Source organism: Bacillus sp. MMSF_3328 (assembly GCF_030733525.1).
GTDB classification, from domain to species: Bacteria; Bacillota; Bacilli; order Bacillales; family Cytobacillaceae; genus Bacillus_AB; species Bacillus_AB infantis.
Genome location: NZ_JASHIV010000002.1, coordinates 465,879 through 490,446 on the forward strand (window position 1 = coordinate 465,879; position 24,568 = coordinate 490,446).

Consider the following 24,568-nt stretch of genomic DNA (forward strand, 5'->3'; position numbering starts at 1 on the left):
AGCTATAAGACTCTCTCTTTATCTAATTGCAAAAGCCAACGGCAAACTATATGTATTTTAAATTTTAAATTCGATTGTTCTGTGACAAAATTCTATTAAATTAACCAATTTAAACCTTTTTTTCACAATTAGAAGTATAACACCCAAATCTTTCAAACAGGTAATAATTATATTACAGTTATATTTCAATCATGACATTAAACCACTTTTCTCCTAGTTTTTATGCTTTATATACCTTTATTTTACAGAAAAACAGCGAAAATCTATCTAAACGTGCCATTTAGACATTTTTTTCTCCATACATTCATCCGGGTAAAATAGCATATAGTAAGCAGGAAGTTTTCTTTTGTATAATATTGGTTACAGTAACTCATTATTCCAATTTGCGACAACCACACTAAGGCTGGTGAAACTATGGCGAATAGAAAAAGAAGGAAAAAAGGCAAGCAGGCGGCCGGAAAACAAAAAGACTCGATTTTGAAGGAAATTCTATCAGAGGGACTCAGCCAATTATTAAACCCGTTATTATGGTTAGGAAGGCTGATTTCACGTTTGTGGGATTGAACGGAGATATAAAGTGAATATGATATTTTTTCCTATATATACATGTTAACATCAGCATGGGCGTGCAGATTGTGCTCGTATAGGGGAGTCAGAACAATGTTGACCCTTTCTCCAGTAAGCCATCTGCCCCTTTGCCCGCTTGAGGAACTCAGATCGGTGCATCCACTCTCTTGAGTACCTCACTTGTCCTGTATGGGGCACTCTGATCGGCATATCTGCTTTCTTGAGTACCTCATATGTGCTGTATGAGGTACTCCGGTCGGTGCATCCACTCTCTTGAGTACCTCATTTGTCCTGCATGGGGAATTCTGATCGGCGCATCAGACTTTTGAGTACCTCATTCCGCTTCAAGCACTCAGACCAGCGTTAACCTTCCTGGCTGCCTCTTCTCCTCCAAAGGTTTCTCCTATTCATTCGGTTTTCAAATAAAACCTGCCCAAAAGAAAAAAGACCCTTCCAGGTCTTTCTCATTGCTTATGGAATTGGCTGTTATCACCTTGGCGTGCCAAAGGCCGTCAAAAAGAGCAAGCTGCTTTCCCGCACTCCCTTATCCTCTCTCATGTAGCAGCAATCCCACTTGCAAGGTTTTTCTGCAGCATCTCCCGGAATTCTGACTTTTCAACTGATATGGTCCAATCTTGCCCTGCCCCTATCGAAAATATTTCAGCAAAAGAACCTTGGTTCACAGCCAGCCCAAGATTCCCAAGTGAGTTTATATAGGCAACAGGCTCTCCCCCAGGTACATCTGCAAAAGATTTACCAAAAGTGACCAGCCCTCTAAAGGCAAGTGATTGGCCTGCCCTAATTTCCGCTATCAGTCTGTCTCCGTGTGCCACTCCCATCTCGATCAGCAGAGATCTCCCAATATTCGTCCACAGATTCCCGAAGCGGACATCCATGATTTCAATACACCCTGCAGATTTGCCGTTATTGAGTGAAGCGCATGGAGCCTGCAAAATACAAATACCGCCGGGATCTACATGTTCCCCCAGTTCTTCAAAGCTGACTGCGCCGCTGGCCAGCCTGGCTCCTGTATACGCGTAAATATCCCTGCCGTGGAATGTGTGAGATTCCAGGGATCCTGGAAGCCTGTTTATCGTCTCATTAATGACCCTTGCTTCAGCAATCCCTGCATTCATGCTGACATGTGTCAATGTGCCGTTATCCGGCGTGATGACCACCTGTCCTGTTGCTGTTTTGACTGCGAGGCTCCTCCTCTCAGAACCGACACCAGGATCGACCACAGAAACAAAGACTGTCCCCTCAGGCCAATATGGAAGAGTCTGATTAAGCCTGCAGGATGCCTCCCATACGGAAAAAGCAGGGATGTTATGCGTCAAATTGAAAATTGGAATGGCAGGGCTGACGGAAAAAGCAACACCGTGCATCGCACTGACCGCCCCATCTGCTAATCCGAAATCCGATTGAAATACTAAAGCTCTTCCCATCACTTTCACCCTTTCAAAATTTGTGTATAAAAAGAGTTATGCCGGGAAAGACTCAAAGATTCTCATTTTTTTCTCTGCATGAATATGTTTGGCTCACTCACTTATTTTGAAGCCAGCCGGCGGGTTATAAAGATATGTCAGTGTTCTGCCTGTTGCCTTTTCAATCCGGTATTTATAGCTTTCAGCCCTGGCCATCCTATTTTTGAAAAGTTTTTCCGAAATATCAAGATGTACTGTTTTTCCGTTTATAAGCAGGACAGCACATTTATTCACCCCAATGGCTGCCACATCTTCTATCCCGTGAAGCGAAAACCATACGGTGTCTTCATGAAAGGGAGCTTTGTGAGGAAACCAAAACATATCCTGCAGGCCGCAGAGCCGTACCGGCGGCATGCTGACTTTGCCTAAAACTTTCTTAGTGCCCTTCATAGCGCCCTTTAAATTGCTTCCCAGCTGCTGAAGGGAATCATTCATCACCTCATGCGGGGGGCCTTTAACCAAAACAGATTCATCTTCCAGACCTACAATTTCAGCATGCCGCTCCCCAAACAGATTACTGAATGGCATGATGCAAAGCGTTTCTCTCCTTATAAGGAATTTTTCTATATATAGCTGATCCAAAGTTTCCCCTCCCCTGGTTTAATCCATAATAAAAAAGCTTGTGCAAATTCTTCTATAATATTGGATTTTTTATAATATTGTCAGTGGTGTATTCACATAAGAAACACCTCCAGAATGGAATAGGTTTATGGAATATATGTGTAAGTGTTTGTTTATGTGATGGGTTCGAAGAAGAGAAAAATGCGGAGTTTTATCAGAAGAAAATGGCTTCCAGTTTAGGTGCCAGAAGCCTTTCAATCTATCTATCAGGATAATTATACAATTAATAGAATATTTTGTAAATTAATTTCCTTTTACTGTTTCTGTATAAGCCTCTTCCCCGCCGGCATGACTCGATGGAGAAGCCATATTAAGGAGAACAACGCCAAGAATAATAAGGATGATTCCTGCAGCGCTGAGCATGTTCAGCTTTTCTTTCCAAATCAATATGCCGATTACTGCAGTTGCAGCAGTGCCGATTCCGGACCAGATAGCATATGCGATGCTCAATGGGATTGTTTTTAACGAAAGAGATAAAGCAAAAAAAGCCACTCCAAAACCGAGGAGCACTCCTAGGGCCGGCCATATTTTCGTAAAACCTTCAGAGGCCTTCAGCATAGAAGTTCCGAATAATTCTGCTGCAATGGCAATGAACAGAAATAAATACGCCTTCAAACAAATCACCTTCTATCTATTATTCTTTCAAGAAAAAAGCCCTCCTCGAGGGAGAGCCTTTATTCAGCAATTATATAATTTCCCATATTTATCTTCAAGGTATTGAATAAGATACTCAGCATTCAGCTCTTCACCTGTCACCTTTTGGATTAAAACATCCGGGGTGAAGGTTTTTCCATACTGATGAATATTGTCTTTCAGCCATTGCATGATAGTGCTGAAATCACCTTCTGCTATCTTTTCCCCGAAATCCGTGATTTGTTTTTTTATTGTTTCCAGGATTTGCGCTGCATACAGATTGCCCAAAGCATACGAAGGAAAATAGCCAAATCCGCCGAATGACCAGTGTACATCCTGAAGCACTCCTGCTGAATCTGTTTCAGGTCTAATTCCCAGGTAATCCTCCATTTTTTTGTTCCATGCTTCCGGAAGATCTTTTGCAGAAAGCGTCCCTTCGAACAAGCTTTTTTCAATCTCATAGCGGAGCATGATATGGAGATTATAGGTCAGTTCATCAGCTTCCACCCTGATAAATGAAGGATTGACCGCATTTATCGCCTGGTAAAACTGATCTTCGGTTACATCTGCAAGCTGTTCGGAAAAGGTTTTCTGGAATTCAGGATAAAAGCGGCTCCAGAACTGTCTGCTTCTGCCAACCATATTTTCAAGGAATCTCGATTGTGATTCATGAATGCCGAAAGATGCCCCTTCCCTGAGGCAAGTGCCTTCAAGAGCAGGATCGATCTGCTGTTCATAAATTCCGTGACCCGCTTCATGGATCGTGCCGAAAAGGGCGGTCAATACATTATATTCAGCATATCTGGTTGTAATCCTGACATCTCTCGTATTGATTGGCTGAGCAAAAGGATGGACAGTTTCATCCAGCCGGCCTGCATCCAGGTCAAAGCCGATCTCAGGAAGAATTGCCCTGTTGAAATCCTTCTGTTTGCCAACAGGGAAAGACTGTCTGACAATTTCAACCGGCAGCACTGCACCAGAGTTTTGTATTTTCTTCAGCAGTTCCACACTGCTTTTGCGCAGGGATGAAAAAAGAGGATCCAGCTTTTTTACTGTCAGCCCTGGTTCGAAATCTTCCAGGAGTGCGTCATAAGGATGGTCATATTCGCCATAAAGCTTAATGAATTGTTTTTTGTAATCTATGATTTTTTCGAGGTAAGGAAGGTAATGCAGAAAATCATTCTTTTCCCGGGCTTCTTCCCAGGCATTGTTGGCCTCTGCAGTCAGAATACTATATTCATTGTACAAGTCAGCAGGGATGCTTTTTGATTTGTCATAAAACATTTTTCTTTCCCTGATCCTTGCCTGCATTCTTTCATCCAGATGAACAGCTTTTTCTTCATCATCCAGAATGGCAAGCACCTCTCCGAGTTCCCCGCTCACCTGAAGCTTGAAGATTTCCGTTTCAAGCGTCCCGATTGACTTGGAGAAAAATCCTCTTCCTTTTTTCGGAGCCATCACCTTCTGATCCCAGCCCAAAAGGCTTGAAATGCTTGTTAAATGAGTTATTTTCTCATCGATTTTTTCAAATTTCTTCAGGGCAGCTTCATATGAAAGCACAGCGGCAGTTTGCATTAGGTTTCCCCCCAGATATAAGTTTTTCTCAAAATAGAATATTCGGTCTATTTTATTATAAAAAGAATGGCTTTCTTTTTCAAGAAGCTTTAATGGTATTCTGCATATATTCTAGGCTATCGCGTGATACAAAGCTCAGGCAGCCTATCAATAAAAAAACCAAGTCATCGCGGATAGGCACCAAAGCCTTCCTAAAGTATTTCCATTCCATTTTTCCCAGTCCATATAGGTTTCAACGTTTTTAGCTATTAAAAGCATTTCTTTTCTTATTATTTTCCAAAGATGTTAGAATGGTATTATTCGAAATTTCTGTCATCTATTGAGAAAGAAGGTAACTTATTTGTCCACAAAAACAATGATACTAACACAAGATCTGCGTGAAGACCTGCTAAAAAATGTTAAAAACGTTATGCCGGGCTGGAATATTATCTCTGGGAAAAATCCTGAAATCTGGAAAAGCCATCTGATGGATGCTGAAATTATTGCAGGGTGGAAAAAAGATACAGTCCAAGCGGCGGACAGCAATAACCTCCGCTGGATTCAAACCTGGAGTGCAGGCGTCAATAATCTTCCGCTTGAAGAGCTGGAAAAAAACAATGTCTTCCTGACAAGCGCGAACGGTGTCCATGCTTATCCGATTTCTGAGACTATTTTTGGCCTGATGCTCGCACTCACCCGGAAAATACATACCTATGTGAGAAACCAGGAAGAGAAGAAGTGGCATCACAGCCATATGAACCAGGAAATCCACAAAAAGACCATCGGTATCATCGGTGCGGGTGCAATTGGCTGCGAAACAGCCAAAATTGCTAAAGCCTTTGGCATGAAAGTGATTGGAGTGAGGCACTCCGGAAAAGAAGAGCAGCATTTTGACGAAATGCACACTGCCGAAAAGCTGGATGATATTCTGCCTCACTGTGATTATATTGTCATCACACTCCCTCTAACAGATGAAACACACTCTCTGTTTTCCGCATCACAGTTTAAAAGAATGAAGAACACCGCATTCTTAATCAATATTGGCAGAGGTGAAATCCTGGTCGAACAGGATCTGATCAGTGCCCTTAAAGAGGGCGAGATTGCCGGAGCAGGTCTGGATGTTTTTGAAAAAGAACCTCTCCAGGAGAGCAGCCCTCTCTGGGAAATGGAAAATGTAATTATCACACCACACACTTCCGGCTCAACCGAATATTACGATGAAAGGGTCATCAACGATATTCTGGTTCCCAACCTGAAGGAATATCTAGAAGGTAAGAAGCCTGCCCGCAATCTTGTTGATTACAGGAAAGGCTACTGACATATTCCAGTACCCTTCTGACCGCAGATGACGAACGTATTCTATAAACCAGGAGATATGCATAGTTTGTAAAGGGGAGAATAAAAAGGGGGAATGAAAATGAGCGTGATCCATGATCAGTTCGATGCCATTTCTATCCGGAATGTCCATCGGCAGCTTAAAGAAATACAAATGATCGCTACCACAAACAGATGCATAGACTGGGAGCTTGCTTCGGCCCTGGACCATGTTACAAGGGCGGCCGGAATGCTCTGCAATGTTATAGAAGAACATCTGGATGGGACCCGGAGTGATGTCGATGCCCTCTATTATATAGAGGAAAAGCTGTCTGCCGCCCTTTCCATGGCAAAGAAAATCGATAACCGCAGAGAGCCTGTATAAGAACAGCGCAATAAAGCTGCACAACAAAAATCCAGGGGAGAGAAACATATAATTCTCTCCCCTGGATTTTTGTGGTTTAATGCAGTGTACGGCTTAGTCTTTTGATTCATATATCTTTGGAAAGGACCTCAAAAGAGAGTGAACATGCTGCCTTGGAACTTTATTACCTAACGTTCTGATATCAAACTTCCAGCTCCTTAAGCCTGAACATATTCCATGACATTTTTGGCAATACAGCAGTAAGAGTTCCATTTTCAATATATGAGTCATTGCCCTTCTCTGGTTTAACTTGCTCATCATTAATGGAATTTACCGCTTTGGGATTTTCATTTTTTAGTACTATCTGTTCGGCTAATTTATACCCTTCGAACGACCGGATATCAACATCAACCAGCAATTGAGTATCCAGACTGCGATTTACAGCAAAGATAACCAGTTCTTCACTTTCTTCATTATAGACCACTGACTGGTCTAAGAATGGCACATCAGTAAAATCTTTACTGTCATACTTGGGTGAATCAACAATCGAATGAAGTGCTGTACCACGTCCATATACAGAAGTATAGTAGAATGGATAGAAAATGGATTGCTTCCAAATACCGCCTCCTGTTTCTGTCATAATTGGTGCAATGACATTTACCAGCTGGGCCATACAAGCGATCTTTACCCGATCTGAATGCTTTAGCAGGGTATTCAGCATGCTGCCTACAAGCAGAGCATCCTCAAATGTGTAAATATCCTCCAATAACGGAGGCGACAAAGACCAAGGTTCAATTGCCTTGTCCTGATCATTGGAATGAAACCAAACATTCCATTCGTCAAAACTCAAGTTCATTGTTTTTTTACTGCGTTTCTTTGCCTTCATATAATCACATGCTGCAGTAACAGTTTTAATGAAACTATCCATGTCCAGTGTACTTGCCAAATAGTTTGCCGAGTCATTATCTCTATTCCCATAATATTGATGAAGAGATATATAATCAGCAGCTTCATATGTATGTTCGAGTGTTTCTGCTTCCCATTCAGGAAATGTTGGCATGCCTGAGCCGGAGCTTCCGCAGCTGACCAGTTCAATCGAAGGATCGACCAATTTCATCGCCTTGGCAGTTTCAGCAGCTAGCCTTCCATATTCATATGCCGTTTTCATGCCAATTTGCCAGGGTCCATCCATTTCATTTCCCAAACACCAGACCTTTATATTGTGAGGGTCAGTATAGCCATGTTCTTTTCTTAAATCACTCCAATAAGTACCGCCGGGATGATTACAGTATTCTACTAAATTTCGTGCAGCATCAATGCCCCTGGTACCTAAGTTAACAGCCATCATGACTTCTGCATTGACTTTCTTCGCCCAGGCTGCAAATTCGTTAGTCCCAACTTCGTTTGTCTCCAGTGAATTCCAGGCTAAATCCAGGCGTTTTGGCCTCAATTCTTTTGGTCCGATTCCATCTTCCCAGTTGTAAGCTGAAACCATATTCCCCCCGGGATAGCGGATAATCGGCACCCTCAGCTCTTTTACCAGTTCTATAACATCTTGTCGGAATCCATCCTCATCAGCACTGGAATGCGAAAGTTCGTATATTCCCCCATATACGGCACGGCCCAGCTGCTCTATGAAAGAACCATATATCCTAGGGTCAATATCGGATATTCTAAACGACTTGTCTATCAGCATTTTTGCTTTATGTGCATTCAAAGTCATTATTCTCACCTTTCTATCTAAAATTTGTTAATCTGTAAACTTTTTATATGCATTGAATTGAAGTAAACTTATCTATATTGTTTAGTGGATATACAAAGTATTGGCTATTCAGCATTTGAACACCTTTATTTTTCTTGAAATTTGGCATCATTTTTTAGTCTAGAGAGGTCCTTATAAAAGCAAAAAACCAGCTCCTGAAAGGAACTGGTTTCTAAATGCTTATGTAAGCCACTTTTGCCGTAATAAATATAAGAAAGTTTTAAACCACCACTCCTCAAAGTGGGTGTTTGCAGAAACCTTCCTGCATGTCCTCCTTGTCACATGTGACAGAGGCTTGTCATTCCAGCTTCGATATAAAACTCCCTATTACAGCTTAAAGGTTAAAACTTTATTATGGTTACGGGCAAAGCAGCTTGTATTTATATATTACCTCATTTGTGCTCCCAGCTCAACTGTTTTGTCTGGAAATGGAGGAGCCTTCTGGCTGGAAAGAGCTTTTCGGCTAGGCCACTTTCTTATAAAAAAAGTCGTTATGTGCTGCTATCACAATCAGGAGCATAATCACAAATGCAACGGCTGCTGGAACGTCTCCTGCTAATAAATAGATGGAAACAGGCATTGCCGCCATTGCGATAAGCCCTGGAACCGTAAAGCGCCGTGTGACGCTCCATCCGGCAAGCAGTACAATAAAGGCAGCCAGCAGGCTTGCGGGGGCTAAATAAAGAGCCGATGCCAGATATACGACAACCCCCTTGCCTCCCCTGAATCCAAGGGGGGCCGGCCAGATATGCCCGCATAGTACAGCGAAAGCACAGACCAACAGTGCGGAATACCCCAGAAAAGCATCAGCTGCAGCTAAAGCAGCCACTGTCTTCCCTGCATCAATCAAAATCGTATAAAAGAAACCTCTTTTTCCAAGTTCACGGCCAGCATTCCTTGCACCTGCGTTCCCGCTGCCCATCTGCCTGATATCTTTTCCCTGCCACTTTCTGGCCAGAAGATAAGCCCCGTTGATGCAGCCGGCTAAATAGCAAAAAATGAAAGCTGCTGCTGTATACATAGACCTTCCCCCCGTATAATTCTCTGGCTGCCGGCAAAAATAGACTGAAACAGTCAGTCCTGACTTGGAAGAAAGGTGATAGGCCCAATGTTCCCTGTTATACATACCAACTTTTGGGATGCTGTTTTTGCCGTGCCTGCGGTCTTATTGTAACACAGCTGCTGAAGCTGTATTTCAATATCCCTGCAAAGATAGTCCCGTCAGTTGCCTTGCTTTGCGGACTGCCCGTTTCGGTCCTGATCAGCCATAAGCATGACTTCGTGGCCGGCCTCTTTATGGGATGGTTTTATGGATATTCAGCGATAGGTTCATACAGCAGCCTGAAAGCTTCTATAAAATCTTTCAGGAACAGCAGCTCCTAATGTTTGATCCTTCCGGAATATTCCTTGAGGAAATCCCATGAAGCTGTATAAGCTTTAATATTATTCTCCCTTTTTACAAAGAAATGGCCTTCATCCTCAAAACGGATATACTCTACAGGATGCTTACGATTCTTCAGATCATCCACAATCTGCTCTGTTTCCTCAATCGGCACTCTCGGATCATTGGCACCGTGAAGAACAAGGAGCGGACATTGAATCCTGTCTGTTTTATGAAGCGGATCAATTTCATCGAAGAAGGCCCCGTCATTCTCTATGCTCCCATATTCAGCTTCCCTCATTTTCCGCCTCCACGGGCTGGTATTCTGCAGGAACGTCCGGAAGCTCGAAATTCCAACAATATCAATGGCAGAAGACCAGATGTCAGGGTAGTGGGTGATGGCTGCCAGGACCATAAAGCCCCCGTAGCTTCTTCCCATAATGCTGATCTGATCTTCGGCAGCTCCTCCCTCTGTTTTCAGCCAATCGACAAGATGGACTAAATCACGTACAGAGTCCATCCGCTTCCTGACATCATCCAGATGGGTAAAGCTTTTACCATAGCCTGTACTGCCCCTGACATTCGGCGTACATACTGCAAATCCATTATCAAGGAAAAACTGCAGGAACGGATTAAAAACAGCCCTTATCTGGCTTTCCGGCCCTCCGTGGACAAACACAACCACCGGAAGCTTTCCGTCAGCCTCTTTAGGCTTATAGTAGAATGCTGGAATCTCAAGGCCATCAAAGGAAGCAAAAGAAATCAGTTCAGGAGCACACAGCTTTTCCTCTACCAGAGGATCATGCGAAATGAACGTGGCCCTTTTAGCTTTACGAGATCTGAGATCGAGTTCCCAAATGTCTGAAGGATGCTGCGGCCCATTCAGGATAAAGGCAAGCCTGCTGTTATCAGGAGAGAAAGAAAAGTCAGTAATGACGCCTGCAGGGGATTCCCACTCTGTCACTTCATTCGATTCAAAATCCAATAATGCGCCTTTTGAGACCCCTCCTTTATTGATGGAAAAAGCGATCTTCTTTTTATCAGTGCTGAGCTTCAGCTCTTCCAAGTCCCACTCCTTCTCGACCAGCCACTTTGTTTCCAGTGTTTCAAGATTAAGTCTGGCAAGATTCATGAATTCCCGATCCCTGTTGGACAGCATATAAATCATTTTTCCATCTGAGCTGAACGCAGGGCTGGCAAAAGCCGCTTCCCCCTCATGCTTTGTGAGCCACTGCACTGTTCCCCCTGAAAGATCCAGCAGTCCAAGGTCATTATCAAGATTTGTGTTCACCTGCTCTATCAGCAGGGAGTTTCCTTCCGGATGCCATTGAAGCGGAGAAAAATGACCATCTCCCTGGAACACCATTTTAACTTCAAAACTTTCAAGACTTTGAATATATATATCAAAATAGGTGTTATGACGGCGGTTGCTGGCCCAGGAAATCCACTTTCCATCAGGAGATACCCCTCCATACTTGTGTATATGTTCTGGCGAGTCGGTCAGCCGGATGACCTCCCCAGTTTCGGTTAAAAGGAAAAGCTGCTGCTTTTCATTCACACCCTCATCCATGCCAAAAATCCTTTTACCGGTTCCTTGGATAAAGGAAACAAACATAATCCTTTCAGCGGTTTCCAGTACCTGATTAGGGTTGCCGCCTTCAGCGTGTATTTCCCATATTTGCGGAATCCCGGAAGCATCTGAGATGAAATTCAGCATTTTCCCCTGCGGTCCATAAGCAGGATTCTTCACGTTTCTGATGTTCATGAAATTATCAATCGTCAATGTTTCCATTATTGGCCCCCTTCTGCATTATTTTTGCGCCGGCTGTCCAGGACCGGACTGGAAATGCCTTTGATTCCCGTCAATCCCAGAATACATAGGAAAATGGCCTGTGGCCCATAATAGGCATCCTGCGGATCAAAGTACTCTTCAAGTGTATGTATGCCCCCAAAGCTTCCTCCTCCGCCAAGTGTTACAGCCGGAATTCCAAGAGCAATCGGCACATTGGAGTCGGTGCTGCTGGCTTTCTCAAACGAAGGTATGAATCCTAGCTGCCTTGAAGCCTCTGCAGCCGTTTGGACAATGGCTGATTCCATATCCTGGCTGCCTGCCGGGCGGTCGCCTACCTGCTTGATTTCAACTGTAATTCCGGAATCAGCACCGCCGGCAGCTTCCTTGATGATGGAGAGCGCTTCAGATTCAACCCTTGCCAGCTCATCTGCGGAAACCGAACGAAGATCGATGATCAATCTGGCTTCCGCTGCAATCGTATTGACCGAGGTCCCTCCGGATACTATCCCTACATTAAAAGTTGTTTTTGGATCTTCCGGCACCTTAAGATCTGCTATGCCGGCAATGGCTTTTCCTGCAGCATGAATGGCGCTCGGCGTCCCGAAATCCCCAAAGCTGTGGCCGCCTGAGCCCTTATAGGTAATCTCATATCTTTTACTGCCTGCAGCCAGATATGTAATTCGCTCAGGGCTGCCTGGTTCTATGGAAATGAAACCGTCTATCCCATGATCTTGTCCAAACAGCGCCTTAACGCCATTTAAATCCCCAAGTCCTTCTTCTCCGACCGTCGCTCCAAACAGAATATCCCCTTCCGTTTCGATTCCCGTTTCGTTGAACGCACGGATTAGAGTCAGTACGGCAGCCAGCCCCCTTCCGTCATCAGCGATGCCGGGAGCATAAATTTTTCCGTCTTTTACTTTTGGGACTGTGTCAGTGCCTGCTGGAAAAACAGTATCAAGATGGGCACAAACCGCAATCCTTGGTCCATTCCCCGTTCCCTTTCTCAGGCCGAATATATTGCCTGCATCATCTTTCGAAATATCTTCAATACCCAGCTCTTCCAGCCTTCGTCTATAATACTCCCCCCGTTCCCCCTCTTCAAAGGTAGGTGCAGGGATGCTCGTCAGCTCCTTTTGATCAGCCGATGTCCGGTCATTATCATTTTTTAAAAAGGATAGTCCCTTTTGGACAGCTGAAATGCCCGCTATTTTTTCTAATGCTTCCGCCACGCTATTCTTCAGTTCAATATTTTCCGCCAATTTTCTTCCCCCTTTGTAAAGTCTATTATTATTATATTCCAAAAATTAAATTTATTGTTGCTGGAAGGCTTCAGAAGATTTCCTCCTTAATAAAAAAGGAAAAAGCCCCAGATGCATGGAGCTTTTTCCTCTTGTTCTGTTTCTCTGCTTTAAAAACAAATAGCTTTATGCCATTCCTTCCTAATCGCTTTGATGACCGTGCTCTGGTTCCGCAGGGGGTTCAGCGATTAATGTATCATACAAATAATAGCCGCAAATCACCAACAGCAGGTATACTGCGGCTGATATGGCCCACTTTTTCATCAGAAGCCCTCCTTATAATTTGACCCGCTGCAGCCTCAGCGCATTAAGGACAACCGAGACTGAACTGAATGCCATTGCTGCCCCTGCCAGCCATGGCGCAAGCAGACCAAGTGCTGCAAAGGGGATGCCGAGCGTATTATATCCAAAAGCCCAGAAGAGGTTTTGCCGGATGTTCGAGATTGTTTTCCTGCTCATGTAAATGGCATCGGAAATGCTTCTTAAGTCGCCGCGGATCAGGGTAATATCTGCCGCCTCCATCGCTACATCAGTGCCTGTTCCGATTGCCATTCCGATGTCGGCAACAGCCAGTGCCGGCGCATCATTGATTCCGTCTCCCACCATGGCCACAATTTTCCCTTGCTTCTGCAGCCTTTTCACTTCTTCTGCCTTTCCTTCCGGGAGGACTTCAGATATTACCGCATCAACACCAGCTTCCCTGCCGATTGCCTCGGCTGTAGCCTTGTTGTCACCTGTCATCATGATTACTTCAAGACCCATCTCCTTAAGGCGTGCGATTGCCTCGGCAGATGTATCTTTGATTGTGTCTGCAACCGCGATGATGCCTGCAAAATGACCGTCAATGGCTGCAAGCATGGCAGTTTTACCCTGGCTTTCAAGCGTTTCAAGATCAGCTTCAGCAGGGCTGAAATCAATAGAATCCGCACCGAGCAGCCTTCTGGTTCCTATCAGGAGCTTCTTTCCAGCCACAACAGCTTTAATGCCATATCCGGGAATTGCTTCAAATTCTTCCGCTTCTTTCATTATAATATTGCGTGCTTTGATTCCGGCTGTTATAGCTTCGGCAAGAGGATGCTCAGACTGTTTTTCTGCCGCACCTGCCATAGCCAGGAACTCCGTCTCATCCATTTCCGTCAGCACATCTGTCAATACCGGCTTCCCGTTGGTGATTGTACCAGTCTTATCAAGAACAACCGTCGTAATGCGGTGTGTCCGTTCAAGATGCTCCCCGCCCTTAAAAAGGATACCGTATTCTGCAGCCCGCCCTGAGCCGGCCATGATGGAGGTCGGTGTCGCCAAACCCAATGCACAGGGACATGCTATCACAAGAACAGCAATCAATTTTTCAAGAGCTTCTGCAAAATTGCCTGGATCTGCCCACAGGTACCAGATGAGGAATACAACGGCAGCGATCCCCACAACAATCGGTACAAATATCCCGGAAATCTTGTCAGCAAGGCGCTGGATTGGTGCCTTTGAACCTTGTGCATCCTCAACAACCTTGATGATTTGTGCGAGGGCTGTATCTTTACCCACTTTTGCTGCCTGCACTTTTATGAAACCATTTTTGTTGATGGTTGCCCCAATGACTGAATCGCCGGGCTCCTTATCTGCAGGTACGCTTTCTCCTGTTATCATGCTTTCATCCACGGCGGTTCTTCCCTCAAGGATCATTCCGTCAGCAGGAATTTTCTCTCCTGGCTTCACGGCAAGGATATCACCGGGCATGACGCTTTCCAGGGGAATTTCAATTTCCTCGCCATTCCTGATGACGCGCGCCGTTTTAGCCTGCAGATTCATCAGCTTTTTAATGGCCTCAGAAGACCGTCCTTTTGCTTTGGCTTCAAACAGTTTCCCCAGAATAATCAGCGTTATCAGGACTGCACTGGTCTCAAAATAAAGATTTACTGAGTGGCCCCCTGAACCTATCGATTTTATTGATAAATATAAGCTGTAGAAAAAGGCAGCAGAGGTGCCGAGGGCAACCAGTACATCCATATTGGCGCTGCCGTTTCTAAGAGCTTTGTAGGCGCCTGTATAAAACTGGCGGCCGATGAAAAACTGGACTGGAGCAGCAAGGGCCAGCTGCACCCAGGGATTCATGAACATCTCCGGCACATACAGGAAGCTGGTAAAGCTGAAATGTCCGGCCATTGCCCATAATAATGGCAGAGAAAGAATAAGAGCAAAAGTGAATTTTCCTTTCTGTCTCTCTATTTCTCTTTCACGGTGGTCCTGCTCTTCACCTGCCACCTCCTCAGTTCTCAGGGCAGCACCATAGCCAAGTTTTTCAACTCTTTTAATAAGGTCAGCCGGCGATACTGCAGAAGGATTATAGACCACATCTGCCCTTTCCAGCGCCAGGTTGACGTTTGCATCACTGATTCCGTCCATTTTCTTTAGCCCTTTTTCAATGCGTGCGGAGCAGGCTGCACAGGTCATGCCTGTAATGGCGAGCTCTGCCTTTTCAATCACAACCTTGTAGCCCAGATTTTCTACCTTTTGAAAAATATCTTCCTGCTTCACTTTTTCAGGGTCAAATTGAACAGCCGCTTTTTCAAGAGCCAGATTGACTGAAGCATTTTCCACACCTTCAACCTTTTTGAGTCCTTTTTCTATTCTTACGGCACAGGCTGAACAGGTCATCCCGCTTATTTCAAACTGAGTTTCTTTTGCTTGCTCGCTCATCGCTCACATCTCCTTATACCTATACGGGGTATATTTTGATGAAAAAGAGAACGTGCCTCAGCACGGTCCCGCAGGCTATTTGCTGTTAGACAACATCATAGCCCTGATCATCGATTGTTTCTTTAATTTCGCCTAGATTTACTTTGGATGAATCATATTCGACATTGACTTTGCCATTCTCTAGATCAACCTTTACAGCAGATACGCCTTCAAGCTTCCCTACGCTTCCTTCTACAGCTTTTACGCAATGGCCGCAGCTCATGCCTTTTACTTCTAATGTGATTGTTTCCATTCTGAATCTCTCCTTTATTTCTTCATTAGTCTTTGTACAGTTACCAGCAGCTCATCAACCACCTCAAGATCGTTCTCCTGGATCCTCTCGACAACACAGCTCTTCAGGTGTCCTTCGAGCAGAATTTTGGCAACGCTGTTCAAAGCAGACTGAGTGGCTGAAATCTGGGTAATAACATCATCACAATACGTATCCTTTTCAATCAGGCCTTTGATTCCCCGGATCTGGCCTTCAATCCGGTTGAGCCTGGTGACAAGGTTTTTCTTTGTCACTTCTGAGTGATGGCTCTTCCGCCCGCTCACATGATCGCAGCTTTCACCCTCAGGGACTAACGGCAATTCATTTAATTCCTTTTCCATTAAATTCCCTCCCCTTATCTGTATTGTAGTATACCCTGGTATGGTATGTAAAGCAATTCTTCTCAGATTAGAAAAAAAAATAAAAAAGGAGAATCTCAGCTCCTTTTTCAGCTTAGGATAACCTCTTTTTCAAGATAGCTTGCCCTTATCCCGAAATTCGGGGGAGCAGGATCAATCTTTTCATTTAAGAGGAGTTTAATGGCAAGATAAGGGAAGTTAATGCCGGACAGGCAGCTGATATGAAGCCCACCGCTCATTCTCGGGTTGATTTCCAGCAGCTTCGGTACACCTTGTCCATATTTGACCTGGACATTGAATACATAAGGAACCGGGTATTCCCGATGAAGGTTTTCGGCTATCCCGCTGAGCAGCAGGTTTTCCTCCAGCTCCCTCACCCTGCCATGCCCTTTTTTCCTTGGAATGCTGGTGTACAGCTTGCCGCCGTCGGCCAGGCAGTCGATACTGTACTCAGGGCCATCCAGATATTCGAGCACCATCAGGTCTGGAAAACTTTCCTGCTGCGATAAAATCCCGCAGGCATTCGCAAAGGAAATCCGGTGTCCAACCCCTTGCCCGAACAGCTCCGCTATTGAATCTTCACGATCCTTTACCACTCTGAATCCATATGCCCCTTCTCCAATAACAGGCTTGAAGCAGACTTTATGGCCCGCTGCCCTAAGCTTATGATAGGCTTCCTTGAAGCCTGCCGCTGTATTGACGACTTCGTAGTCAGGGATGCTTACCAGCTGCTTGCCGGCTGAATTCTTTTCCTCAATTGACCGGTAGATGGCCGCCTTATTGTCCATGAAGGACATAAGCATTGGGTCCGGGCAGACAAGCACCTTGACGCCTATTGCTTCAAAACGGGGAAGATTCCGTGAAATCAGGACATTTTCCTTGCGGGGAATAAAAATATCAATCTCGTTCCGGGCACAGAAATCCAGGCAGAACAAAATATATTCCTCACCGGATATATCAGGCTCAGTCCCTTTGAAATCGCATACCTGCAAATAGAGTGCATCCTTATCCGGATGGGTCCCATATATGGTAAAGCTTCTATTGTCAGGATTGTTCTTAATCATTGTGATATAATGGCTCACCGTCGTGAACCAGCGGTTAAACCAGATTTTCATGCCAGCCCTCATTCCCCTGTCAGTAAAATATGAACTCCTGAGAACTCCTTTGCCATAACAGGCTGAAAAAAAGGAATACTCTGATAGATCTATTATCTCACATTTTCGACAGAGGTAAACAGATTCTGCTAATCTTCTACTGCATAAAAGTCACACTGTACAGGATGATCGGCAGGGTGATGAGGCTCAGGCAAGTGCTGGCAAGCGTCGCGCTTGAAACAAGCTCCGGATCTGTACCATATTGAACGGCATACATGGTCGTATTAGCAGCAGAAGGCATGGCCGCCATGACAATCATAATCTGCTTCAGAAGAGTATCCGCAGGCAGGAAAAATGTTAAAGCCAGCGCGATCAAAGGAGATACAACCATTCTCAAGGTAAGGGAGACAGAGAGCGGGCCTATTTCCAGGTTTTTTACTGATATATTGGCGAGCGTGATGCCAAGGATGATCATGACCGTTGGTATGGCTGCATCTCCTACCATCCGGACTGCTTCCATCAGCGTCCCGCTGACAGGTATGTTCATAAACTGCAATGCCGCTCCCAGCAAGGCGCCGTAAACAATCGGCACCCTCACAACCTCTTTCAGGGCTGTTTTGAAACTGGCATTTTCGATAGACCCTTTAGCTGCATAGTATACCCCCAGGGTGCACATCAGCAGCTGCTGGATGACCATCAGCACAATCGCGTATTTTATTCCTTCCTGGCCAAATGCAAAAAGAACTAGCGGAGTTCCATAATTGCCGTTATTCATGAATGCAGAGGATAAAATGATAGCGCAAGTGCGCTTTCTGCTGTATCCTGCAAAATAAGCCGCAGCATACACGATCGCAATAATTGCCAGAGCCAGCCCTATAGTGTAAATGGCCATGACTGCATAATCAAGATTGAACTCCGTTTCGTAGAAAGTCCTGAAGGCAAGAAAGGGAGTCATTAAGTAAATAGCCACGATGGACAGTGATTTCGTTTCCAGCCTGAAGATTTTCTGGCCGGCATAGCCAAGGCCAAAGATAAGAAAAATCGGAATTAAAATTGTTATAAAGGACATTTCATCAGCTTCCATTCAAAATATTTCGGATTTCGTAAAAACCATTTCCATTATACAAGAATCTGTACTTCTCTGCTCAGGAAAAGCATTAAAGTTAGCGCTACACCAAAAATTGGAATAAAAACAAAAAAAAGCATGATTGCAGCAGCTGCTGCAATCATGCCTTCTTTTTAATGATGATGCTTTTCTTTTAAGGGATTGTAGATGACAAATTCCTCTTTTGGAACAAAGAAGTATTGGATCCACACACCATCGAGGAAATCTTCCCGTGCATCGAGCAGAATGTCGATATCCTTGTCGGTTGATACAATTTCATCATGCTCTGCAGGTGTATCGAGCTTGATGTCATAATGGGCGTGGTTTCCGTGATGCTCTGTCACAAAAACGCGGATATACTGGCCTTCTTCTGCTGTTTCCAGCATCTTTTTCAGCACTTTAGCCGCATTGCGGTTGATTTTCACTTTCATTTATCCGAACTCCTTTTAAGTGTTATACGCCAGGGAACCAGCCAGGGGTATTAATGATGGCCTGCCAGAGCGGATCTGGAACAGTCAGTTCCTGCTGGGCATCCTTATCGATTTTGGTTTTGATTTCGTCTTCCCTGCCCTCTTCGACTTTTTGCACCCACTCAGGATCAATGATCAGCTCACGGCCAAGCGCGATAAGAGGGACGCCTGTTCCAAACGCTTTTTCTACTTCTTCCGGCGTATAAAGAGAACCAACGCCGATAACAGGGACAAGGCTGCCGACTCTTTCCTGGATGATCTCGATTCTTGACCTAGTGTCCTCGACTCCGCGGCGCGGCGCTGACCAGAAGTCCTGGAGTGAAACGTGGAGATAGTCGAGATCTTTTTTTGCCAGCTCATCGATCAGGACCAGCGTATCCGCCATCGTGATACCCGGTGTTTCCGGTTCTTCAGGAGAAAATCTGTAGCCTACAGCAAACGGCTTTTTAGCGTGTGCCGCAACAGTCTTCTTGACTTCATCAACAACAGCGAGCGGGAAAGTAAGCCTCTTTTCCAGGCTGCCTCCCCATTGATCATCCCTGCGGTTTGAATGAGGGGAGAAGAATTGCTGCAGCAGATAGCCGTTGGCTCCATGGATTTCCACCCCGTCATACCCTGCTTCAATTGCACGTCTTGCGGCTTCGCCGAAATCTTTAATAATGCTTTCAACTTCCTCGCCGCTGAGCGCGCGCGGTTCCTTTTTTCCTTCACCTGAGCCTGCAACTGCACTGGCGCTTACAATATCTCCATTCGGGACGAGCTCAGGAGGGCATTCCCTTCCTCCGTGGAAAATCTGCAGGATCGCTTTTGCGCCGCCTGCCTGGATGTCTTCCGCTAGGCGCTTCAAGCTTGGGACATATTCATCTTTATGGCCGGCAAACTCCCCAGGGAAGCCTTTTCCATTCTCGGTCACATATGTACAAGCCGTAATCACCATGCCAGGTCCCTTTGACCGGCGGGCATAATATGCAGCCTCAGCATCAGAAACAGTATCATCTTCATTGGAAGAGAAATTTGTCATTGGTGCCATGACCAGTCTGTTTTTAACTTCAATCCCACTTTTAAAAGTAAATGACTCAAAAAATTGCTTGTATTGTTCTTTCATAAACCTGATGTCCTCCTTTGGTGTTTTTTAAAGTTCTTCCGCTTCAAAGCGTTCTGCCTTCAGGGGTGCTGCCAATACTTCTTTCATTTCCTGCATATAGTTCTGGAAGTGGGCAGTTTCCCCGTGCAGCCTTACCGCTTCCTTGTCCTTCCATTTCTCAAGCATCACAAATGAATTTTCATTCCCGGCACTCTCAAATATATCATAGCTGATATTTCCTTCCTCAGCCTGTGACCCTTTGACTACCTCTTTCGTTTTCTCAAGGAAAACATCACGCTTTGCCGGATCCACCGTAATATGGGCATGGATAATAATCATGGACAGCTCCTCCTTCATTTTTTACAAAGTTTAGTATTGGTTAAAAATCAAATATCTTCCCGATTATTAAACTGTAACAAAAAAAGTTACATTAACGATATAAGGAAGGATTAAAGATATCATATTCTACCGGGAGGTTTTTTTCAAAGGAAATGCCTGATTGAAATGCGTAAGAGGCTTGCTCAATTAAAGAAAGCAGTAAAAAAGCACACTCCGTTATGAGTGTGCTTCTGCTTTAAATATGGATAATGCGGATTTTTTGTCCGGGCTTTATAAATGAAAGAAGCGGCCTGTCTTCTTCTATTATTCTGCCTGCTATATTGACTCTTTCATCTGCCGGAAGGTCGGACAGTGTTATTTGCACTTCACCTTTGTAACGGCCGTAATGCTCATTATCAACAGTAATCGTTCCAGCATCACGCTTCCCGCAATTTAATGGGGGCACAGGGTCTGTTGTCCGGGTATTCATGAACCTGACAGCATCCCTCGCCTGATCAGGACGTGTTGCATATATTCCCTCAGGCAGTGTAAAGTTCTCAGCCCTCAGCGGCATAACTGAGTCCTCTTCGTAAGCCAGGAGATCCTCCAGCAGCCCTGCCCCAATATCCGGATCGCCGATATAAATATCATCAATTCCCGCAGCCTTCAACTCCGCATAAGCAGCAAAGGGTTCAGCATGACGGTGCTTTTCAAGCGTCGGCAGGCCTTCATAAAGCGGTCCCCGTTTTTCTCCCCGGGACGGTATATACGCAGCAAGAGGAATACCCAGGCTTTTAAACAGCTTGTTCTGATCATGAAAAAAAGATTCACCCAGCCCGGTTTCCCGTCTCGGGTAAAAATTATGCCATCCGATCAGCCTATCAGGTTTAAGCCCACGACTGAGAAGGTTTTTAAGATCTTCTTCAAAAAGAATGCTGGAGTTGACAGCTATTTTGAATTCCTCTGCAAGGGAGACTATCAGATGATGATCGAAAAAGTCATCCAGCCTAAGGCCGGCTACCCCAAGATCTTTTAATGCAAAAAGGTCTGCCACTCCCAGATGGGCTGGTGTATTCATGGAAACATCCGCATAGACATCAATGCCGCTTTCCTTTGCAGCAGAAAGCAGCCTCTTGGCCGCTGCGGCCAGCTCACCTTTTTCTTCAGGGATATGAAGCGAGGTGAAGCCCCGCTTCACCCCCTTGCTTCCTGCATCCCTGATCCGCTCTTCAGCAGAAGGATCGTTCAGATAGAAGGAAATGCCGATCAATCAAACTCACCAGCCATTTCATCTTTAAAGCCGAACAGATACGTGAAGGCAAATCCTGCTGCATAAGCAATTACAAGTCCTACAAGGTACAGAAGGATTTCGCCTGCGTTAACAATGAAGGCAAGCGGCAGGCCGGATACTCCGATTGCAACAGTGGCAATATCGAAATGCGCCTGGAATGCGCCCCCAACACCTGCGCCAAGGCAGGCCGTAATGAATGGCCTTCCAAGAGGAAGCGTTACACCAAAGATCAGCGGTTCGCCGATACCAAGCATACCGGAAGGCAGAGCACCGCCAATTGCCCTTTTGAGGCGCTTCTTCTTGGTTTTGAAATAGATGGCAAATGCTGCACCAACCTGGCCGGCACCGCCCATCGCAAGGATTGGCAATAATGGATCATCGCCGATTGAATTAATCAGTTCCAGGTGGACAGGCGTCAGACCCTGGTGAAGCCCTGTTACTACAAGCGGCAGGAAGGTAGCGCCCAGGACGAATCCGGCAACCACGCCGCCAATATCAAGAACAGAAAGCAAACCTTTTGTGATTCCTTCGGAGATAAAGCCGCCAACAGGCATGAATACTACATAAGTGACGATCCCTGTAATCAGCAGCGAAACCGTTGGCGTAATGATAATATCCAGTGACTGCGGTACAAATTTTCTGACCCGCTGCTCAACCAGCGCAATAAAGATGGCAGCAAGGAGTACTCCTATCAAGCCGCCGCGGCCAGGAACGAGTGCTTCACCAAAAAGCGTAATGCCGGCGACTGAAGGATTGATAATCAATATCCCTGCAAGTCCGCCCAGTGCAGGTGATCCCCCAAATTCTTTTGCAGCATTAATACCGACCAGGATGCCGAGATATGCGAAAAGCCCCCCGCCAATTACAGTCAGGATCATGGCAAGCTGTGATTCCCCGTCAAGCCAGCCTGCCTGAATGACAGCTTTCGAAATACCAGTGATCAGACCGGAAGCAACAAGTGCCGGAATGAGCGGAATAAAGATGCTCGCTATCTTGCGAAGGAACAGTTTGAAAGGAGTTGCGTTTTTCTTATTGATTTCTGACTTTTTGCTTGCTGCCCGATCATTAAGATTGAGTTCGCCCGATGCTTCAAGCAGTTTGCCAAACTCTTCTGTAACCTTATTGACCTTGCCTGGCCCCAGAATAATCTGCAGTGTTTCTTCTTCTACAAGTCCCAGGACGCCATCTATTTTTTTCAGTCCTGCTTTGTCTACCAATGACTCATCAAGCGGCGTTACTCTAAGACGGGTCATGCAATGCGTATAGGATCCGATATTGGAAGCCCCGCCCAGCTTATCGAGTATTTTCTCTGCAAGAATTGTATTTTCGCCAGCCATTTGAATTTCCCCCATTTCTAACATTGATGTCAGTACAAATTTTCAAACTATTGGAATCGTTTTCATCCAAGGCATAAAAAATAGCTTAAGAGAATAATAGGATAAAGTATCAGTGCAAGCCTATATTATGAAAAACCCCTGTCAGCTGTTTTTTGATGACCACCCCCAAAAAAGGATATGCAGAGGGCAGGCCCGCACATGGCGCCTTCCCCTGATAGTTTTAGTTGCCTGCTTTCTCCACTGCCCTACGCACATATCCACCGGCTTGATCGAGCAGCTTCTCAGCTTCATCTTTGCTTTTACCTGTTTTGATCATGACGATCGCAGATTTAGCCTGAAGCCCGCTGTCTTCAAGAGCTTTTCTGGAAATGTTATAATCAGCGCCGGTTATCTTGCTGATGATCCCGATCGCACGCTCCTTGAGCTTATGATTGCTGACATGAACATCCACCATGAGGTTTTCATAAACCTTGCCGAACAGGATCATGCTGGCAGTTGAAATCATGTTCAAAATCATTTTATGGGCGGTTGCCGCCTTCAGCCTTGTAGAGCCTGTCAGCGCCTCAGGGCCGACAATCACTTCGATGCTGTGGTCAGCTTCTTTGCTGATGACGGCGCCGGTGTTGCAGGAAAGTGCTACCGTCCTGGCTCCGATGCTCCTCGCATACTTAAGCGCTCCTGCCACATAAGGGGTGCGCCCGCTCGCTGCAATCCCGATCACAGTATCATCTTGTGTCAGGCCAATCTCCTTTAAATCGCGTTCGCCCCATTCCGGCTTATCCTCTGCCCCCTCAACAGCCTTGACAAAAGCATCCTTGCCCCCGGCCATGATTCCCTGGACAGTTTCAGGATCCGTACTGAAAGTAGGCGGGCATTCGACTGCATCCAAAACACCGAGCCTTCCGCTTGTACCAGCCCCGATATAGATGAGCCTGCCGCCCTTTTTCAGGGATTCGAATACAAACCCGACTGCTACCTCGACATCCGGGAGAACCTGCTCAACCGCTAATGCCACCTTCTTGTCTTCCTCATTCATCATCGTGATGATCTCCAAAGGTGAAGCTGTATCAATCTTCATCGTCCGCTCATTCCGGGTTTCTGTTGTTAACGAGGTTAAGTTCTCTTTCATTCCTATGGCCCTCCTGTCACTGATGTACTAGTTCTAATTTCATTATAGAGGGTATGAAATATTAGTTCAATAACATATTTACTTTTATGAAATATAATTTTAACACCAGTGGAGTTTGAGCTTGTTTTTACTATTATATATATGAGCCTGGTTGGGTTGTATTCTTTTTTTAGATGGACGGAGGGGGCGGGTGAAAAAATGTTTTAGTTTGGGGCTGGGAAAGAGCATTTAGGTTTTGGGCAGGGGTGTATACTTTTTTTTCTCTCAAACTTTGGATACATAACTCCGTCGTTTTGCACTCAGTTATGTATCCCGCACTCTTCCTCGGATACATGACTGCTCCTTTTTCATCTCACTCATGTATCCCGCACTCCTCACGGGATACATGACTGCTCCTTTTTCGACCCACTCATGCATCCCGCACTCCCCCGGGATACACGGCTGCTCCTTTTCCATCCCACTCATGTATCCCGCACTCCCCCCGGGATACATGACTGCTCCTTTTTCATCCCACTCATGTATCCCGCACTCCTCCCGGGATACATGACTGCTCCTTTTTCATCTCACTCATGTATCCTGCACTCCTCCCGGGATACATGACTGCTCCTTT

At 45.3% G+C, this 24,568-nt stretch carries 22 protein-coding genes, 1 other RNA gene and 1 pseudogene; 3 read left to right on the forward strand and 21 right to left on the reverse strand.

The annotated features are described in order from the left end of the window. Positions 1-1,121: 1,121 nt before the first annotated feature. The 4 genes from RBB45_RS06095 to RBB45_RS06110 all read right to left on the reverse strand — a co-directional run bounded on the left by RBB45_RS06095 (position 1,122) and on the right by RBB45_RS06110 (position 4,880). Complete coding sequence (locus RBB45_RS06095; RefSeq protein WP_371931554.1) at positions 1,122-2,015, reverse strand: SAM hydrolase/SAM-dependent halogenase family protein; 894 nt, start codon at positions 2,013-2,015, stop codon at positions 1,122-1,124. Between the two features lie 90 nt (positions 2,016-2,105). Then, the gene (locus RBB45_RS06100; protein ID WP_009793179.1) at positions 2,106-2,633 is read right to left on the reverse strand and encodes a competence protein ComK; all 528 of its coding nucleotides are present in this window, start codon (positions 2,631-2,633) and stop codon (positions 2,106-2,108) included. A gap of 282 nt (positions 2,634-2,915) precedes the next feature. Then, positions 2,916-3,287, reverse strand: a complete 372-nt coding sequence (locus tag RBB45_RS06105) for a DMT family transporter (RefSeq protein ID WP_094768915.1) — start codon at positions 3,285-3,287, stop codon at positions 2,916-2,918. A 63-nt stretch (positions 3,288-3,350) separates the two neighbouring features. Continuing rightward, complete coding sequence (locus tag RBB45_RS06110; protein ID WP_009793177.1) at positions 3,351-4,880, reverse strand: carboxypeptidase M32; 1,530 nt, start codon at positions 4,878-4,880, stop codon at positions 3,351-3,353. 340 nt (positions 4,881-5,220) lie between these two features. Between RBB45_RS06110 and RBB45_RS06115 the strand changes: the two genes are divergently transcribed. Together RBB45_RS06115 and RBB45_RS06120 are read left to right on the forward strand one after the other, a co-directional pair. Then, positions 5,221-6,177: a D-2-hydroxyacid dehydrogenase gene (locus RBB45_RS06115; protein ID WP_101548319.1), complete on the forward strand. Its 957-nt coding sequence runs from the start codon at positions 5,221-5,223 to the stop codon at positions 6,175-6,177. A gap of 99 nt (positions 6,178-6,276) precedes the next feature. Next, positions 6,277-6,558 (forward strand): hypothetical protein, encoded by a 282-nt coding sequence (locus RBB45_RS06120; protein WP_022544034.1) that lies wholly within the window; start codon positions 6,277-6,279, stop codon positions 6,556-6,558. A gap of 181 nt (positions 6,559-6,739) precedes the next feature. Here RBB45_RS06120 and arfA read toward each other — a convergent pair whose 3' ends face one another. From arfA to RBB45_RS06135, 3 genes are all read right to left on the reverse strand, one after another. Then, on the reverse strand, positions 6,740-8,260 hold the full coding sequence (gene arfA / locus RBB45_RS06125) for an arabinosylfuranosidase ArfA (protein ID WP_306009266.1): 1,521 nt from the start codon (positions 8,258-8,260) through the stop codon (positions 6,740-6,742). 221 nt (positions 8,261-8,481) lie between these two features. Then, positions 8,482-8,678, reverse strand: a non-coding RNA gene (gene ssrS, locus RBB45_RS06130) — 6S RNA. Positions 8,679-8,762: 84 nt separating this feature from the next. Next, a complete protein-coding gene (locus RBB45_RS06135; protein ID WP_306009267.1) occupies positions 8,763-9,320 on the reverse strand; it encodes a glycerol-3-phosphate acyltransferase in 558 nt (185 codons plus the stop codon). 87 nt (positions 9,321-9,407) lie between these two features. Between RBB45_RS06135 and RBB45_RS06140 the strand changes: the two are divergent. Next, positions 9,408-9,682, forward strand: a pseudogene (locus tag RBB45_RS06140) (hypothetical protein). Here RBB45_RS06140 and RBB45_RS06145 read toward each other — a convergent pair. The 14 genes from RBB45_RS06145 to murQ all read right to left on the reverse strand — a co-directional run bounded on the left by RBB45_RS06145 (position 9,679) and on the right by murQ (position 23,958). Then, on the reverse strand, positions 9,679-11,472 hold the full coding sequence (locus RBB45_RS06145; protein WP_306009268.1) for a S9 family peptidase: 1,794 nt from the start codon (positions 11,470-11,472) through the stop codon (positions 9,679-9,681). The pseudogene RBB45_RS06140 and the gene RBB45_RS06145 sit on opposite strands and share 4 nt — an antisense overlap. Beyond that, the gene (locus RBB45_RS06150; RefSeq protein WP_009793169.1) at positions 11,472-12,731 is read right to left on the reverse strand and encodes a M20/M25/M40 family metallo-hydrolase; all 1,260 of its coding nucleotides are present in this window, start codon (positions 12,729-12,731) and stop codon (positions 11,472-11,474) included. The genes RBB45_RS06145 and RBB45_RS06150 overlap by 1 nt, the downstream gene beginning before the upstream one ends. A gap of 180 nt (positions 12,732-12,911) precedes the next feature. Beyond that, positions 12,912-13,034 carry a hypothetical protein gene (locus tag RBB45_RS06155; RefSeq protein ID WP_022544035.1) on the reverse strand — a complete coding sequence of 41 codons (123 nt, stop codon included), beginning with the start codon at positions 13,032-13,034 and terminating at the stop codon, positions 12,912-12,914. A gap of 12 nt (positions 13,035-13,046) precedes the next feature. Further along, positions 13,047-15,461, reverse strand: a complete 2,415-nt coding sequence (locus RBB45_RS06160) for a heavy metal translocating P-type ATPase (protein WP_306009269.1) — start codon at positions 15,459-15,461, stop codon at positions 13,047-13,049. Between the two features lie 85 nt (positions 15,462-15,546). Then, positions 15,547-15,753 carry a copper chaperone CopZ gene (gene copZ, locus RBB45_RS06165; protein WP_009793167.1) on the reverse strand — a complete coding sequence of 69 codons (207 nt, stop codon included), beginning with the start codon at positions 15,751-15,753 and terminating at the stop codon, positions 15,547-15,549. Positions 15,754-15,767: 14 nt separating this feature from the next. Further along, positions 15,768-16,112 (reverse strand): metal-sensitive transcriptional regulator, encoded by a 345-nt coding sequence (locus RBB45_RS06170; protein ID WP_009793166.1) that lies wholly within the window; start codon positions 16,110-16,112, stop codon positions 15,768-15,770. A gap of 107 nt (positions 16,113-16,219) precedes the next feature. Then, positions 16,220-17,245, reverse strand: a complete 1,026-nt coding sequence (locus RBB45_RS06175; protein WP_240684078.1) for an ATP-grasp domain-containing protein — start codon at positions 17,243-17,245, stop codon at positions 16,220-16,222. Positions 17,246-17,381: 136 nt separating this feature from the next. Continuing rightward, entirely contained in the window at positions 17,382-18,293 is a 912-nt protein-coding gene (locus RBB45_RS06180; RefSeq protein WP_165352582.1) for an AEC family transporter, read from the reverse strand. A 170-nt stretch (positions 18,294-18,463) separates the two neighbouring features. Then, entirely contained in the window at positions 18,464-18,760 is a 297-nt protein-coding gene (locus RBB45_RS06185; protein ID WP_094768924.1) for a heme biosynthesis protein HemY, read from the reverse strand. Positions 18,761-18,782: 22 nt separating this feature from the next. After that, positions 18,783-19,904, reverse strand: a complete 1,122-nt coding sequence (locus tag RBB45_RS06190; protein WP_009793161.1) for an NADH-dependent flavin oxidoreductase — start codon at positions 19,902-19,904, stop codon at positions 18,783-18,785. Positions 19,905-19,931: 27 nt separating this feature from the next. Further along, positions 19,932-20,222 (reverse strand): putative quinol monooxygenase, encoded by a 291-nt coding sequence (locus RBB45_RS06195; RefSeq protein WP_224950757.1) that lies wholly within the window; start codon positions 20,220-20,222, stop codon positions 19,932-19,934. 235 nt (positions 20,223-20,457) lie between these two features. Next, positions 20,458-21,471: a MupG family TIM beta-alpha barrel fold protein gene (locus RBB45_RS06200; protein ID WP_224950759.1), complete on the reverse strand. Its 1,014-nt coding sequence runs from the start codon at positions 21,469-21,471 to the stop codon at positions 20,458-20,460. Then, positions 21,468-22,829 carry a PTS transporter subunit EIIC gene (locus RBB45_RS06205; protein ID WP_022544038.1) on the reverse strand — a complete coding sequence of 454 codons (1,362 nt, stop codon included), beginning with the start codon at positions 22,827-22,829 and terminating at the stop codon, positions 21,468-21,470. The genes RBB45_RS06200 and RBB45_RS06205 overlap by 4 nt, the downstream gene beginning before the upstream one ends. A 220-nt stretch (positions 22,830-23,049) precedes the next feature. Then, the gene (gene murQ, locus RBB45_RS06210) at positions 23,050-23,958 is read right to left on the reverse strand and encodes an N-acetylmuramic acid 6-phosphate etherase (RefSeq protein ID WP_224950761.1); all 909 of its coding nucleotides are present in this window, start codon (positions 23,956-23,958) and stop codon (positions 23,050-23,052) included. Positions 23,959-24,568: the final 610 nt, after the last annotated feature.